This is a genomic window from Anabaena azotica FACHB-119 (assembly GCF_014697625.1).
Lineage (GTDB): Bacteria > Cyanobacteriota > Cyanobacteriia > Cyanobacteriales > Nostocaceae > Trichormus > Trichormus azoticus_A.
Window position 1 is genome coordinate 13,472 of the sequence record NZ_JACJSG010000055.1, and the last position, 14,356, is coordinate 27,827.

At 41.5% G+C, this 14,356-nt stretch carries 13 protein-coding genes; 5 read left to right on the forward strand and 8 right to left on the reverse strand.

Annotation, left to right across the window (positions count from 1 at the left end):
• Positions 1-519: 519 nt before the first annotated feature.
• The 5 genes from H6G83_RS28935 to H6G83_RS28955 form a co-directional block, all read right to left on the reverse strand.
• On the reverse strand, positions 520-4,785 hold the full coding sequence (locus H6G83_RS28935; protein ID WP_190478532.1) for a strawberry notch family protein: 4,266 nt from the start codon (positions 4,783-4,785) through the stop codon (positions 520-522).
• A gap of 108 nt (positions 4,786-4,893) precedes the next feature.
• Positions 4,894-5,190 carry a DUF2958 domain-containing protein gene (locus H6G83_RS28940; protein ID WP_190478534.1) on the reverse strand — a complete coding sequence of 99 codons (297 nt, stop codon included), beginning with the start codon at positions 5,188-5,190 and terminating at the stop codon, positions 4,894-4,896.
• 73 nt (positions 5,191-5,263) lie between these two features.
• On the reverse strand, positions 5,264-5,530 hold the full coding sequence (locus H6G83_RS28945; protein WP_190478536.1) for a hypothetical protein: 267 nt from the start codon (positions 5,528-5,530) through the stop codon (positions 5,264-5,266).
• An 86-nt stretch (positions 5,531-5,616) separates the two neighbouring features.
• Positions 5,617-6,111, reverse strand: coding sequence for a hypothetical protein (locus H6G83_RS28950; RefSeq protein WP_242044899.1), 495 nt, complete (start codon positions 6,109-6,111; stop codon positions 5,617-5,619).
• A gap of 205 nt (positions 6,112-6,316) precedes the next feature.
• Positions 6,317-6,559: a hypothetical protein gene (locus H6G83_RS28955; RefSeq protein ID WP_190478538.1), complete on the reverse strand. Its 243-nt coding sequence runs from the start codon at positions 6,557-6,559 to the stop codon at positions 6,317-6,319.
• Between the two features lie 103 nt (positions 6,560-6,662).
• Here H6G83_RS28955 and H6G83_RS35620 point away from each other — a divergent pair, with 103 nt between their 5' ends.
• On the forward strand, positions 6,663-6,914 hold the full coding sequence (locus H6G83_RS35620) for a hypothetical protein (RefSeq protein WP_242044900.1): 252 nt from the start codon (positions 6,663-6,665) through the stop codon (positions 6,912-6,914).
• Positions 6,915-7,067: 153 nt separating this feature from the next.
• Here the strand turns inward: H6G83_RS35620 and H6G83_RS28960 are convergent, their stop codons facing one another.
• On the reverse strand, positions 7,068-7,862 hold the full coding sequence (locus H6G83_RS28960) for a P63C domain-containing protein (RefSeq protein WP_190478540.1): 795 nt from the start codon (positions 7,860-7,862) through the stop codon (positions 7,068-7,070).
• Positions 7,863-8,319: 457 nt separating this feature from the next.
• Here H6G83_RS28960 and H6G83_RS28965 point away from each other — a divergent pair, with 457 nt between their 5' ends.
• The 3 genes from H6G83_RS28965 to H6G83_RS28975 all read left to right on the forward strand — a co-directional run bounded on the left by H6G83_RS28965 (position 8,320) and on the right by H6G83_RS28975 (position 10,479).
• Positions 8,320-8,589 (forward strand): toxin-antitoxin system HicB family antitoxin, encoded by a 270-nt coding sequence (locus H6G83_RS28965; RefSeq protein ID WP_190478542.1) that lies wholly within the window; start codon positions 8,320-8,322, stop codon positions 8,587-8,589.
• Positions 8,590-8,760: 171 nt separating this feature from the next.
• Positions 8,761-10,146, forward strand: coding sequence for a hypothetical protein (locus H6G83_RS28970; protein ID WP_190478544.1), 1,386 nt, complete (start codon positions 8,761-8,763; stop codon positions 10,144-10,146).
• A gap of 102 nt (positions 10,147-10,248) precedes the next feature.
• The gene (locus H6G83_RS28975; protein ID WP_313937307.1) at positions 10,249-10,479 is read left to right on the forward strand and encodes a strawberry notch-like NTP hydrolase domain-containing protein; all 231 of its coding nucleotides are present in this window, start codon (positions 10,249-10,251) and stop codon (positions 10,477-10,479) included.
• A gap of 52 nt (positions 10,480-10,531) precedes the next feature.
• Here the strand turns inward: H6G83_RS28975 and H6G83_RS28980 are convergent, their stop codons facing one another.
• Entirely contained in the window at positions 10,532-10,870 is a 339-nt protein-coding gene (locus tag H6G83_RS28980; RefSeq protein ID WP_190478546.1) for a hypothetical protein, read from the reverse strand.
• A gap of 173 nt (positions 10,871-11,043) precedes the next feature.
• Entirely contained in the window at positions 11,044-13,647 is a 2,604-nt protein-coding gene (locus H6G83_RS28985) for an AAA family ATPase (protein WP_190478548.1), read from the reverse strand.
• A 342-nt stretch (positions 13,648-13,989) separates the two neighbouring features.
• Between H6G83_RS28985 and H6G83_RS35625 the strand changes: the two genes are divergently transcribed.
• Complete coding sequence (locus H6G83_RS35625) at positions 13,990-14,196, forward strand: hypothetical protein (RefSeq protein ID WP_242044901.1); 207 nt, start codon at positions 13,990-13,992, stop codon at positions 14,194-14,196.
• Positions 14,197-14,356 lie beyond the last annotated feature (160 nt).

Here is a 14,356-nt window from a genome sequence, read left to right on the forward strand (position 1 = left end):
GGTTGAGACATCCAAGAATGTTAACGATAGGAGAAATGCGGGGATAAAAACTGCGCCGATAATGGCAATATTTCGTTATCCTGGTACAGTGTGGCAACTAATAAATGAGATTGTAACCGAGCATAACCCAACAAAGTTTACGACTGCCCAAACGATCAAGATCAACAACACAACTATTCCCATAAAAAATATGGCGTTGCTGAATTAGAATATGAAATCGCAAAATGACCGTCCTTTTTCTTTGTAACTTAGCGCCTTTGCGCCTTTGCGTGAGACAAATTCATATCTTGATCAGCAACGCCAAAAATATAGCTAGATTTAGCTATATTTACGAACAAATAATTGTTAAGCCATAAATTATACCCATTATTTTCTTTAACACCAATGCAAATCAAGCGATGAGAGCGGCAACATCATTAGCGAGTTTACGAGTATCAGACGAAAATACCCGATGAAGTCCTTGCCTAGCAAAATTTTAGAAAAACAAAGCGACGTGAAAACCACATCGCTTTGCTCTGATTACACAAGAATCCTAATCACCGCCGCTAGTACACTAGCAGCGCTTATGCCAGTTGGCACAAACAACCGCTTGCGCCATTGAATGATCTCAGTGAAACATCCAACAGCCACAAGCCGGTCAGCCAGTGATATCGCCTCGACCAATTCCAAGCGAGGCTCACCAGCAATAAAGGAACGACGCAAAGTCACGCCTCCAGGCAATTGCTGCGAGTAACCTTCGTTAAGTACCAGAGATACTAGCTCTTGTGGAGAAAGCAGCTTCTGTTTCAAGCCCAATTGTTCTGTGACTGTTTGGATGTCTACCGCATGAACAACCCGCCCCAAAATCTTCTGGCCATCACTTGTTTGCAAGCGAAAGACCCGGCTGTTCTTCTGTGGGAGAATTTTCCAGATAGGCAGCAAAATACCAGTGACTAGATGTAAATGGTCAATAGTGAACTGAGGTAGTTCTGAGACTTCCTTTGACCATGCAGCAACAAACGCATCAGTCAAAACAGTCCGCCAAGTTGACGACTCTAATTGTTCGACTGGCATACGGGTTTCTTTCTGTGGACGGACGAGCAGAACTCGCGGTATAACACCACCTTGCTCATCAAACACGCTATGAGTTGGCACTGACACAGCCGCGTTACCAGACTTATCATTTACCATGAGTTGTCCAAGGTACTTAGCAGCAAAATCCAGCATCTCAGCAGCCGTTCTGATGTTATTCCTTTGAGTGCGTTTTATCTTGAGATAGTTCGTTACGCTACCAGTTGCAGGGTGAGTATATACTGTTTGACTACTTTCAATTATGAACCGTTCAGCACGCAGAGTTTCTACACCCATCTCGTAGATACCATGTGCGATCGCAGTTTCAATTTGCTGACTTAATAGCAGTTCAAAGCGCTCGAATATGACATTCTGCATCCCGATTCGCAAAGCCAGCAACCGATTGAGAAATTGTCGCAACGGTGGTAAATCTATTTTCATCCCGCCTTCGTGAGATGTTAGCGATAGTCCAGTCATTTCCTCAAATTTCCCCAAAGGCACTTCATGAAACCGACCCTGGAATATCTGCTTGAACAATTCATACAGTGCATACTCTGCGTACTGAGACTCAAGGTTATCCTTAGTATCAAAGATGCCATTTCCACCAGTTTGGCGTTGTCCCCGCGTCAGTGCGCCCAGGCTGTCCAGCCGTCTAGCAATCGTGCTAATAAATCGGCGTTCACCGCGCACATTAGTAGTCACAGGTCTAAACACTGGTGCTGATGCTTGGTTTGTACGATGCGATCGCCCAAGCCCTTGAATCGCATTATCAGCCCTCCAACCAGCTTCCAGCAGATAGTGCGATCGCCGCCGCCGATTCACAGCGTTGAGATCCGCGTGATAGCTACGACCAGTACCACCAGCATCGCTAAAGATGAGAATCTGCTTGTCTCCCGTCATAAATGCTGTAGTCTCCGCGATGTTAGCACCACTACCACGAGAATCCACAAACAGCCGTCCAGAGTCATCCTTGAGAACTCGTTTACTGCGTCCGGTAACTTCAGCCACTTGTTTGTGACCAAAGTGCCAAAGTAGTTGCTCTAATGCGCCGGGTATTGGGTCAAGACTTGCTAACTTATCGACTAGCGCATCTCGTAACGCCACAGCTTCAGATGAAACAATCGGAGAACCATCGGCATCAAAAGCTGGTTCGGAACGTTCTTCACCTTCAGCTGATGAATGAATCTCATGCAGATGTACGGGAAACGCACTCACCAAGTAGTCAAGAACATACTCCCTTGGTGTTAAATCAAGGTTTAAATCCTTCCACTCCTCTGCGGGAACTTCCCCCAGTCGGCGCTTGAGTAATTCCTCATTGGTGGAAACTATTTGAATTACAACAGCATTGCCTTGGTCTAAATCATTCTCAATTGCTTTAATTAACTGTGGGCATTTCACGCTCGTGAGTAAATGATTAAAGAAACGCTGTTTGTGACTTTCAAATTGAGCGATCGCGCTCATTTTCGCAGCACGGTTGTAAGTTTTCGCACCAGTGATGTTGCAGGCTTTTAAGGCTTTCTCCAGGTTATTGTGTATGATTTGAAAGGCATCGGCATAGCTATCATAGATACGTTCTTGAGTAGGAGTGAGTTCGATTTCTAACATCTCGTACTCGACACCATCGAATGATAGCGATCGCGCCAGATACAACCCCAACGCCTTCAAATCCCTAGCGACTACCTCCATCGCCGCAATACCGCCGACTTCGATAGATTCTACGAAATCCTCACGCGAAGAAAACGGGAAATCCCCAGTTTGCCAGAGTCCGAGACGATTGGCATAGGAGAGGTTAGAAACTTTAGTGGCTCCAGTTGCAGAGACATAAACAACCCTTGCCAGAGGTAATGCGTTTTGTAACCGCAGCCCAACAATACCCTGCTGTGATGCGCTCACCAAACCGAGTGTTCCCTCAACTGCCATTGCATTCCCCATAGAATGGCACTCGTCAAAGCATATCGCACCCTCATAGTCCTTGCCAGCCCACTCAATGATTTGCTTAAGCCGACTTTTGCCGTTCTTTTGAGAGCGCAGAGTTGAGTAAGTACAGAACAGAATGCCTTCAGTGAAAGGTATGCGATCGCTAAGTTTAATGTTACTGAGGTCGATAATGTCTTTCTCATTACCACCCATAGCACACCAATCGCGTCGGGCATCCTCAATTAGTGCGGCACTTTTCGATACCCAGATAGCTTTGCGTCGTCCCTGACACCAGTTATCTAATATAATACCAGCGCATTGTCTACCCTTACCCGCGCCCGTCCCATCACCGAGAAACCAGCCGCGACGAAATCTAACAGCGTTTTCTTCACTAGTTGCGGCAACTGTAATATTATCCCATGAATCATCTACCAAGTATGACCCTGATAGATATTCAGAATGAGCCTGACCTGCGTAGATGACGCTTTCAAGCTGTGCTTCTGACAACAAACCTTGGGTAACGATATGCCGAGGCAGATGTGGTTTGTATACGGGAGCCGGGGGAGAGACTAGAGCTAGTGCTGCACTTTCGCAAAGTAAGGAAGGATGGGGTAAAGCGTCCTTGATTCTGATTCGCTGTGGGCGATAGGTTTCATAAAGTGTATCCTTTAAACCCTCAGTAGCAGCCCAATCAACTACCTCATAATTTAGAGGTGCAACATCCTGAAATTGAGTTAATACTTGAGTAACTAGTGCTGATTGAGATTTTGACTTAACAGTATCTAAACGAATCGCTTTTGATACTCCGGTTTGAGCAGTTGGAGTAATTCGTTCCCACAGTAGTCGCGGTGGCAGTTGTTCAATCAGCGTTGCGAGTTCCGCTAGTTCAACGGTGTCGCTAATACAAGGAATTTCCTGTGAGTCAGTCGCCGGAACTTTATCGATCACCGTCAGGCGGGTATCCATCTGCGTACCATGTTTTGAGTACACCTTGCCGTTGATACCGACCGAAAGCACTACTGTTGCTTTCTCCTGCATCTTGGTGAAAGTATCTCGCCAAGCTGCATTGTTTGGTGAAAACCAGTTAGCAGAAATTGTTACCAACCGTCCGCGATCGCTAAGTCTCTGTAACGCCGAGTTGATATGCCGTGGTGTAGCATCAGGGTTGCGGCTGTTGATTTTGGGTGATGCCGAGAAAGGAGGGTTCATCAGCACTACAGACGGCTGAGTCTTTCCAGCTAAGTAATCGTTAATCTGTTCGGCGTTAACAGAGAACAACGGAACGCCAGGGAACAACCGCCGAAGGATTTTGCTTCTGTCGGGCGAGATTTCGTTAAGCATCAAACTCGCGCCCTGAAGTTTAGCAAACTGAGCCAATACCCCAGTTCCGGCTGATGGCTCCAGCATTAAATCATTAGGTGTGATTTGTCCAGCTACAGAAACCAGATACGCCAGAGATAACGGCGTAGAGAACTGCTGAAGTTGCAATTGCTCCTCGCTGCGGCGGGTGTGCGTGGGGCAAAGACTTTCAATCAGTTGCAACTGTTCTAGTGGATTGGTGGATAATCCCAAGTGACGCAAGTACAGAATTGCTGCCACTTCCACCGCTTCGTATGCGTCCTTCCACTGCCATGCTCCTTCTGCTGCCGTGCCGTGGAAGTGGCGATTCATCTGGGTTTGGATTGTTTTGGTGGAGATAGCCCGTTGCTCAATCAGTGATTTGGTGAGTTCAGTTGCAACGCTGAGAATTGATTGCCCGTAGTCGAGGACTGTTTGTATATCAAACAGATTGCCTTGTGTGGCGATAAGGCTGACCATATCTATATATATCAATACATCACTTTGTTTTGGCGTAGCCGTTTCAAAAAAAACTATCGCTGTTGAGCCACAAGACTTACCTTGCGCTCAAGAGCGATGAGACTACGGTCATTTTTCACGTCGAAGCTTCGACAATGGTGTGGGTGCAAAACTTAAATCCCGTTCAATGCCCAAGCCGAAACGGTTGCGAACCTCTTGCAATTCGCTCAAACTAAAGTAGCCCAACTCTTCTTCCTGCCCTTGCACCAATCCAAAGAATGTATCCTCACCGTCGAACTCGGTGGCATACCAAGTCATGTCACTGCTGGGCATGAAGAATTTGACATATGCGATCGCGTCTGAACAATGTTCCTGCGCGTACAATGCAGGCAATTGTTCGCGGATGGATGCGGTTAATAGTTGCATAAAAAATCCTTTGTGTTAAAGTGAATTGAGCTAGAACCTGTTGTGGAGAGAAAGTTCTAGCTAGCTTGCGGGGCTATATTCCCAAAATCGCCCGATAGAAGAACTCGACCTGTTCTTTTAGATACTCAAAAGTAGACCTAGCACGAACATTAAGACACTTCTGAGTACCTTCGTAGAAAGTGAGTACTAACTGCTCCCCCTCAATTTCCCAGTCAACCAAAAATCTCAAATCCTGGGCTAATTCCAGGTACAGGCGAGTATCTTCGGGAATTTCGTGTCGGTGCATTTGGAATAGCAAATGTATCCCAATCGACATAGCCATCTTTGAAGTGATATTCATGGTTAACTCCATTAATTAGTGTTAGTTGGGAAAGGCGATCGCTCCTGTGAAGCGAGGTCGGGGCGATCGCTCATAAATTCTTGGGACTAAGCAGTAAGAGTGCGTGTTTTGGTGGACTGGCGCTTGGGAGTAGAGGCGGATTTAGGGGATTTAGGAGATTTAGGAGATTTAGAGGACGATTTCGCTCTCTTCCGCTTGGGTTTGCTCGGCTGTACTTTGGCTGGTGGCAACAACCTTAATGTGGGGAATGGGACGATGACTGATTGTGCGCTAACTGTATTTACTGGCGCTGGCTCTAACCAGGGATCAGGTATCTCCTCAAACTGTGGTGCGGACGCGGGAGATAGTTGTGGGATTTCCTGCTGTGGGTTGGGCTGTGGTGCTGTGGCTGGTTCGATCACTGGTGGTTGCCAGGAAGCCGGGGGCATCGGTACACCCCAAAGTCTATCGGCAAAGTCAAACAGCATCAACGATACGAAACCCATAACGATTACTTGAATGGCGATATTAAGGATATTTTGAATGTCCATGATTAACTCCAAAGGTGGTTGAATGTGGTGAGGCGTTGCAACTCTCATCATGTTTTGGCGCAGCCTTTTTTATCTGGGAGCGTAAAGTGCGTATGTTGGGAGAGTGAAGCGTTGCACTGTTACCTCATATTGCTTTGGCATAGCCGTTTTCATTTGTGGCGATCAGCGTTCGCGGAGCGTCCCGTAGGGAAGCTATGCGCGGAACGCCATCGCGTGAATATTCAACTCACGCGATCGCCTGCTCTGACAAAGCCCCCTAAAAAGGTATGTATGTTTTTTCTTCCTCATCACGTAGAGAAGATGGGGATAAACTATTGACCAAATCGTAATTAGCATCATGCCAGCAGCCATCACTGAGGCTATTTTCAAACCATCCTTGCAACTGGTTCATCAGTTCGGGATGACTTAAAACTACAGTCTTTTGTTCATCAGTCCACTCTCTTTGACTGCCGTCACAAACAGCAACAAAGATGGAATCATAAATTTGTCTTGTAATCATAATGAGATTTTCCCGTTAGCTTTTCACTCTCGCTTTGGCATAGCCGTTGAAATCTCGTTACTAAAAGCTAAGATCCAAAAAAGTAAATCAATTGAAACCAGCAATGCCCAGCAAATTAATCGAAGTCAGAGAGTACACTGTCCGAGCGCACAAACGCACGATTCACACCCGCACATTCAACTTCGTGTGTAAGCAATGCGAACAAATGACCAGCCGCGAAACGTTTGGGCCACGTCCTCTGTATTGTGAAATCTGCCGTCCGCCCCAGGCTCCGAAGAAGTCTGCCGCCGCGCCTGCAAAGAAGGCCAAGCCCAGGGCTAGGGTTTACAAGAGCGATGTGGACTTTCCTAAATAGTTGTGGTGCGATCGCATCAACAAAATGCTTCTGAGCAATTGAGTCAGAAGCATTGAGTGTGTTTGACTTTGATTGAGCGATTTTCCAGTTTATAGAACAATTGTACTATTAAATAATTGTTCTGTTAAGTATCAAATCAAATGTGATGGGCGCTTATTCAAATTTCCAGCCATCAAATAAGTTAGGCTGATCTACGCCGTATTGACGTTGCACTAAGCGCCGCAGTTCTGCTACTGAATTTGCCGACTTCATCAGCACCAAAACAGAAGTAATATGTGGGGTTAATCTTTGTTTTGTTTCCTCATTGAGCAGTTGATGTATTTTGTACTTTCTACGTCCATTGGTGAGTACAGGATTAACCAGATCAAGCTTGACTTTTTCCTCTGGAGTCATCCACTGATAAATAAATTCCCAGTAATACTTTCCGTTTTTGATGTGCTTTTTGTGCAGCTTGCTTAAGCGTGCGAGGTTTTCCTCAAACTCTACTTCAAACATTTTTGTCCAAGGCTGGGGGGTTTCCAGAATGCGACTAAGTTCTTGCCTTTGCTGACGTGATGATTGATATTGCTGTGGTAGCCATCCTGTTTTGGCTTGAATAAAACTGTTGATACCAATTGCACCAATTGCATCTAAAGCTCTAGAGGCTTGGAGTCTACCTTTGCGCTCATAGTATCGTAATATGCCCCAGCAAACTAGGGCTTTAACTGGCGTGGTTTCTCCTCCCTTAACAGTGGTGCTATCGGTCAGGTACAAGTCGCTTCCTACAAGGTTTTGAAGCCAAAGTGGGGCTTTATTTTCGGTCAGGTTTTTCAAGAGATTTTGCACGGTACTCAGCCGCACCCCACACAGACGAGACAATCCCCTTTGGCTCATTCCTGATTCCCCAGTGCTGGCGATGGTGAAATATTCTACGCCGTCAATTTCTTGACGCAAGATATCTGAAGACATATTTGTTTGTCCTGAAAAGAGCGTGATTGTGTGTAGTCAGATTTTTGGAAGGCCCCAACGGATACCAAAGCAGTTGTCCGTTGTTTAGCTCCTCGCTCCAGGCATCAAACGCCGCTTCTACCTTTTGTTCTGCTGCATGGGTGCAACTGGGTATTGAGCAGTACTATAAATTGGTGCTAAAGTTTTAATAATCATCATTTCCTTTCTGGTTTTGGTGGAGAGGCGATCGCGTAGTCTCGCAAACAGGGCGATCGCCTTTTTGATTAGTTTTGGTAAGTAATATCTCTCACTACCACTAGATATATACTAGCACTCTGTCTAGTAAGTGTCTAGTAAATATGTCTAGTGTTTGATGAGTTTTTCTGATCAAGGCTCTCTCTAACAGGACATTCGGCTTATATATAGTCTTCAATAGTTGACTAGTGCTAGTATGATGTCTAGTTAAGAAGCTAGTAATATGAGTGATAAAGAAAGACTCCAGTTAAATCTTCGACTAGATGGACATCGAGAATTGTATGAAGCAGTCAAAGCAGAGGCAGCCAAGCAAAATACCAGTGTCAACAGTTTTGTGATCAACGCCCTCCAAACTGCTGTAGGTTGGCAGCAGGAACAACCTCACCAACAAGTATCTCTTTCCTTAGAGGTAATTTTAGAAGCGGTAGAAAATAGGTTAGATGAGATACTAGACAAAAAATTAGAACAACGATTGGGGGAATTAATAGCCTGAGAGAGAAAGGTTGAACCTCTCAGGCTAGCATTACAGCTAAATTATCAAATCATCCGCGATCGCGCTCTTGCCAAACTCGGAGTAGATCAACTATCTCCCCAATCCCAGGCGATTAATGCTTTATAATCTGTTATTTTCAGAATAGTGAGGCTAAAGTTACAGAAATAGAGAATGCCATTAAAGACTCCGCCGCAAAACTACCTCTCCACACTCTTAGCATTACGAGACTATTACGCACCGCTTGTGGAACAGTATGAAAAGTTATATACACAAGCTAAAGATAACCTCAATCATGTAGAAGCGTTATTAGCAAACTGGCCTGCAAGGTCAAGCGAACAGACCAATCGCTCCCCATCAGAGCAAGTGGCTGTTGCGGTCACTGCTGCTCCCCAAGGAAAAGACTCTTCAAATGGCAGCCAGAAGAATTTAGAAACTGAGACTAACTTAGGCCAAAACGTACAAACAGAGCATGTATCCCAAGCTGAGGAACAAACTAATGTCCAGCTAGAGATTCCACAGCCAGATGTTATTGCTGTGGAATCTCTATCCTTAGACAATAGCAATACTATTAGTGAAGTTGAAACAGTCTCGGTAGAATCCAACCCCACTCAAGAAGATTTATCTTTAGCTCCTGGGGATGACACAGGGCAAACACCAGCAGAGCAAGAAGAATATTTTGATGAACAACTGCCAGTCACAGACATCAAGCAGACCGATTTATCATCTGTCAGCCAAGAAAATAACGATCCAGCTAGCGTTGAATCTACAACTGTTGCCCCCGACTTGACATCAGACAACGGCGGCAACAACGCCGAAACTGAGGATGGTTCGGAGAATACCGCCACAGGCAACTTAGAAACCAACAGTTCATCAACAGCCACCCAAAACGAACGTCAACAGCCACAAACAACATCTAGCCAACAAAAGAACGCACAGCAAACTGAGAACGAACCGCGTTCTTTGGGGGAAATTCCCATGCGAGATGAATACAAGGGACTTAGCCGCATAGAAGCAGTACAAAAGTTATTACAAAAACGTCCAGGCAGTATATGTCATGTGGATTTTGTGTTACGTGCGCTTTATGATGAGTTAGAGCCAGATGTTATAAAAATAGTTAGAGGTAGAGTTCAATCAACACTAACTCAGGGGAAAAATAGCGGTCTATGGTTTTTGGTTCCAGGGAAGCCGGGTTATTACACCATAGATTTAGAATCGCTAAAATCGAACCAGAAAAGTAGTTCTTCCCAACTTGAAAATAATAGAAAACCTTCTCCCCAGTCTAAAGCTAATGCTGCGCCGATGAAGGAAGAATTTGAGGGCAAGTTTTTAATTGATGCGCTGGCTAGTTTATTGCAACAAAATCCCGGAAAAGTGTTCAATCCTACTCAAGTGATGGAAGCACTATATGGACAGGTAGAACCAGAAAAATATCAAGAGGCCAAAACTAGTGTAATGAATGAATTATCACGGGGTCATCGCACAGGACGATTCTCCAGAGTGCCGGGAGAAAAAGGTGTTTATACTTGGGATGTTACGTTACTTAACTCACAGAGTTAGTTGAGAAATATATATTGCGGCGAGATTTATTTGTAGACAGAAGTCAGCATATTACATAAAATTACATCTTGTGGTTAATATGTGATTCAAGGCAGGTAAGTCGTGCTGGGGTTGCAAAACGCACTACCCAAAGCCAGGGTTGTCTATGTCCCCGCGACTGGTGCGACCAAAGTATCAAACCTTTCTTATGCCAATCGCTTAGGGTTGTGGCAAACAGGGGATTTCCCGTTTACCTCCCGTGAGGATTTCGTAGAATCTATCGAAGTCGGTGGTATTGCGGCGATGGAAGTGGTAGCCAGGGATTTAAAAGCGTTGGAGGGGACAAAATGTTAGGCTTTCAATATATAGTTGAAGCACGAAAGTCTTGACTTTACTAAGTTTCACGCTATAAATCTTCATCAAAGTTATAGTTCAAGCTATTATCTTCTTCATCAAAGTTATAGTTCAAGCTATTATCTTCTTCATCAAAGTTATAGTTCAAGCTATTATCTTTGCTATCTATAATGTAATAACAATCATCTGTCTTACCGTGTTTGGCAGGACAGTTTGCATCCCAATTACCATGAATCCAAGGTACTTTATGAAAAAAAACTTTACACCCATGTAAACATTGAAAGTACCAAGCGTAAGCACCACAAATTTTACAATGAGTCTCAAAAAACTTTTCTCGACACTCTTCTCCATGAGTTGCTCCTCGACTGTCTCTCCAGTTATAACCATTCATGCTTTTAAATTGGTTTTAATAACTATAAAAATTATCAACTAATCTTTCGTACAATATTTTTAAGTCTGAATCTGAAAAATGAATTAAAATTTAATTACTTATCCTTATCACCTTTTTTGACTGGATTATTTTAAATTATTTAACTTTTTCATTACTAATAATTGTAGAGTGGATTAGTTGCTTGTAGGTTCAGATTGAATTAACTCTTCTACACTAATATTTTCTGCTCCTATGCTTTGAGTTTCATTATTTTCATTATCCTTTTCAGCTTTTGGAATTACTTGTACAGATATTTTAGGTATATATTTTAGAAAATCCAATTTATTTCTGAAAATTTTGTAGTTATCTACAACTTTATTTAGTTCATATTCAAGTTGAAACTCAGATCGTATTTGCTGTATCTTAGTTCTTATTTCTTCGCTTTCTTTACTGTTATCCAGTTTTTGTTCTATCTCTTTCAAAAAATAATTTGCTGTACTGCGTTTTGTTTTATTAGGGTTGTTATCAAGAAAATGTTTAACTAGGCGGCTCAATTTTTGGGAAACACTTTCCAAGCTTAATATATCCAATGCTTTTTTTTGTAAATCATTTAATTTAATAAATAAGACTTTAAAATTCTCAATAAGTATTTTTATATCAGATTTATGTGGGTGATTTTCCATTTGTTCTTGACTTATACCTTGAATAAAGTCAATAATACTTCTTGCGAACCCGACTCTATCAATACTATGTTCACTATGCTCTAAAAATAAAGCATCTTGTATTGCACTAAATACTGTTGCACCTTTACGAATCTCTCCATCAACATACTCTGATATAGTTTTGTAGTTAAACTCACTTAACCCATAGACTTCTTGTAAATAAGCTTTGACCGCTTCTAAGCATATTGATATAGGAATAATATCTTCTATTTCTATTATTTTTTCACTATTTATTCCTTTAAATTCTGAGTATAAATCTCCTATCTGAAGTATAAATTCATTATTAAGAAAAGCCTTTTTATGATGGGTTCTTACTAATCTAACTTTAGAGGCTTCTGCTATATCATTGCTACTCATCAAAGCAATCATAGCTGGTCTTTCTATATCTCTACCACGAGCTAAATAAGCAATTGCTAACATATTACTAGAACCATCCGTTGGAATAATAGTAATATTGTTTAGATCGAGAGTTTCTTCAGGAGGTATAGCAGATAAAGAGCGTAAATATGTTGCTAATCCAGAAATTAATATTTGGGTACTTATATTTTCAACTAATAAATTACAGTTACCAATAAAGCTTGTTTCTCCTACAAAAGCTCCAAAAGCCGATCGGAGAGGTTCATAATGATGCTTTGCTGCATCGTTAACTACTCTTGTACCCTCGTCATTTACACCTTTCTCTAAAACACGAACTCTTTCTGGATAATTCTTATCAATAAGAAAAGGTGAATGAGTAACATAAATTACTTGGATAGGATTTCTATCATCTTCTGGATTAGCAAAAGCTTGAAATATTTTTAGAAGATTTTGTTGAGCTTGACTAGATAAGTATTGATCTGGCTCGTCCATTAAAAGTATTTCTGAGACATTAGGCTGAGAAATATGAGATTTATATTGTATATAGTAACTTAAAAAATATTTTAAGCCACTACTCCTTTCTTGGAATGAATATTCTGAACCAGTTCTATCTTTAATAGCAAAGCCAATATCATAATCTTTAGGTGAAATAACTAATTGAAAATTTTGGTCTTGAACCCACCAATTAGGAAAATTTAAATTTTCTGCTAAAGATTTATTGATTTGTTCGGTAATAGCGCGTGTAAAGCCTTCATTTTCAGTCAGCATTGATGCTGCGAGTTCAATAAGAGCCTTTGGATCAATCTTAGCTACATTACAAATTAATTTATAAGCGAGTTGAATTTCAGCCTGGCGTTTTTCAGATAAATTTTCAGATTGCGGTAAAAATTCTTTATAAATTTTATTTAGAGCTTCTGGTGGTTTGGTGCTATCAGATTTTGCAGATGAACTAGCATTTTTTTGATTTCCTTTCTTCTTTTCTTGAGCTATCCAATCATCTATTAATTGAGTTATTTCAGTTCTTTTTTGACGTTCTAGTTTTCCAAAATAAGTTGTAATTTCTTTTGGTAACTCTTTAGTAGAAACTCCAGATTCTTCAATCAACCTAATAATAGGTACACTGTCTGGTAGAGCAGTCTTTGAATTAATTTCAAAAGGTTGCGGTAATAATTTAAGAAGATTTGAAACTTTATTATGTGCAATAGAAAATTCTAAAAAATCGTCATGGTCTAAATCTACTTCTTTCTTATTAGGTATATATACACGAATATCGTTACTGTTATTTCTAAATATTAGAAAGTTAGTAAAATGTAGATTTTCTTTAGATGTGTTACAATTTTTAACAATAATATCTTTATCTTTTACATCTAAATTAGTATATTCAAACCCAAAGTCAGGATACATCATTTTATCCTGTTGCGCTGTAAATAACTCTGAATAACGACAAAAATCCTGTCTTTGAATTTCTGTTCCTTCAAAGTCGATACCTGTTATTCCTTTAGCAATAGCACTTAAAAGATGAGATTTTCCAGATTCATTAGCTCCTACAACTGTTGTGATTTGTGCATCAATCGGAATTTCTACATAGGGATACCATAATTCTTGATTTATTTTTTCCCAAGGCTTCTTATTTATCTTTCCATAATGATATTCAGAAAACTTAAGATAATCATAATTAAATGATTTATAAAAACGTATAAAAACAGTTTTTAGTAGCATACTTTCCTAATAAATTTAACACTAAATTGTAAACACTTGGTTTTAGAAATATTTATGGTAGAATTTGTATAAAATTTTACTTTACTAATTGATACGCTAAGTAAGTGATTTACAGTGATTACATCATAAAATTGCTAAAGCTCGCTTGTAACCCGTTAATATACTGTTTTTTAGATCAAATTTTAGAAAGTAGCAAAAATAAAAAGTAGATTGCAAGTATAAAGCCATCAGCAAGTATATGGTAACTTAGCGCAATCGTTCTAGTCTTACTCACCTATTCCACCAATCATATCTGCCCCTCCCAAGATTCCAGTTGCCCCTTGCGCCCCCTCCACTTAAGGCATGACGCATGACAGGGCCGCCCAGACCTATCACCATGATTATGGTGCAGTAGGTGGACAATCTCATGCGCTACCACGGACGGCAACGCTGACACGGGCGTGGCGGTTGCGGGTGATGTTGTGGTACGTTTCGCAAACCTGCTTTTGTTGGGGTATCTTGTCTGGTGTGCTTCGACTCACCACAAAAAGTATAAAGTATTGGCATTAATTACCCCTGTTTTGTCACTCTCCAAAAACATTTACCATTTCTTAATCCTAGAGCTTTTGTAAAGCAAGTGCTTGCTCAATTTTTTTCTAATAATACAAGAGTCACTTTTTCTAATATAGGATTCCTACTTGATTTTTGAACAGATACTTAAATGTGTAGG

Excerpts from the sequence above, each read along its gene's own strand:
- H6G83_RS28970 (WP_190478544.1), top strand. The coding sequence starts at position 8,761 with ATGCCATTAAAGACTCCGCCGCAAAACTACCTCTCCACACTCTTAGCA.
- H6G83_RS28945 (WP_190478536.1), bottom strand. The coding sequence starts at position 5,530 with ATGAATATCACTTCAAAGATGGCTATGTCGATTGGGATACATTTGCTA.
- H6G83_RS28960 (WP_190478540.1), bottom strand. The coding sequence starts at position 7,862 with ATGTCTTCAGATATCTTGCGTCAAGAAATTGACGGCGTAGAATATTTC.
- H6G83_RS35625 (WP_242044901.1), top strand. The coding sequence starts at position 13,990 with ATGACGCATGACAGGGCCGCCCAGACCTATCACCATGATTATGGTGCA.
- H6G83_RS35620 (WP_242044900.1), top strand. The coding sequence starts at position 6,663 with ATGCCCAGCAAATTAATCGAAGTCAGAGAGTACACTGTCCGAGCGCAC.
- H6G83_RS28985 (WP_190478548.1), bottom strand. The coding sequence starts at position 13,647 with ATGCTACTAAAAACTGTTTTTATACGTTTTTATAAATCATTTAATTAT.
- H6G83_RS28965 (WP_190478542.1), top strand. The coding sequence starts at position 8,320 with ATGAGTGATAAAGAAAGACTCCAGTTAAATCTTCGACTAGATGGACAT.
- H6G83_RS28935 (WP_190478532.1), bottom strand. The coding sequence starts at position 4,785 with ATGGTCAGCCTTATCGCCACACAAGGCAATCTGTTTGATATACAAACA.
- H6G83_RS28940 (WP_190478534.1), bottom strand. The coding sequence starts at position 5,190 with ATGCAACTATTAACCGCATCCATCCGCGAACAATTGCCTGCATTGTAC.
- H6G83_RS28950 (WP_242044899.1), bottom strand. The coding sequence starts at position 6,111 with ATGATGAGAGTTGCAACGCCTCACCACATTCAACCACCTTTGGAGTTA.
- H6G83_RS28980 (WP_190478546.1), bottom strand. The coding sequence starts at position 10,870 with ATGAATGGTTATAACTGGAGAGACAGTCGAGGAGCAACTCATGGAGAA.
- H6G83_RS28955 (WP_190478538.1), bottom strand. The coding sequence starts at position 6,559 with ATGATTACAAGACAAATTTATGATTCCATCTTTGTTGCTGTTTGTGAC.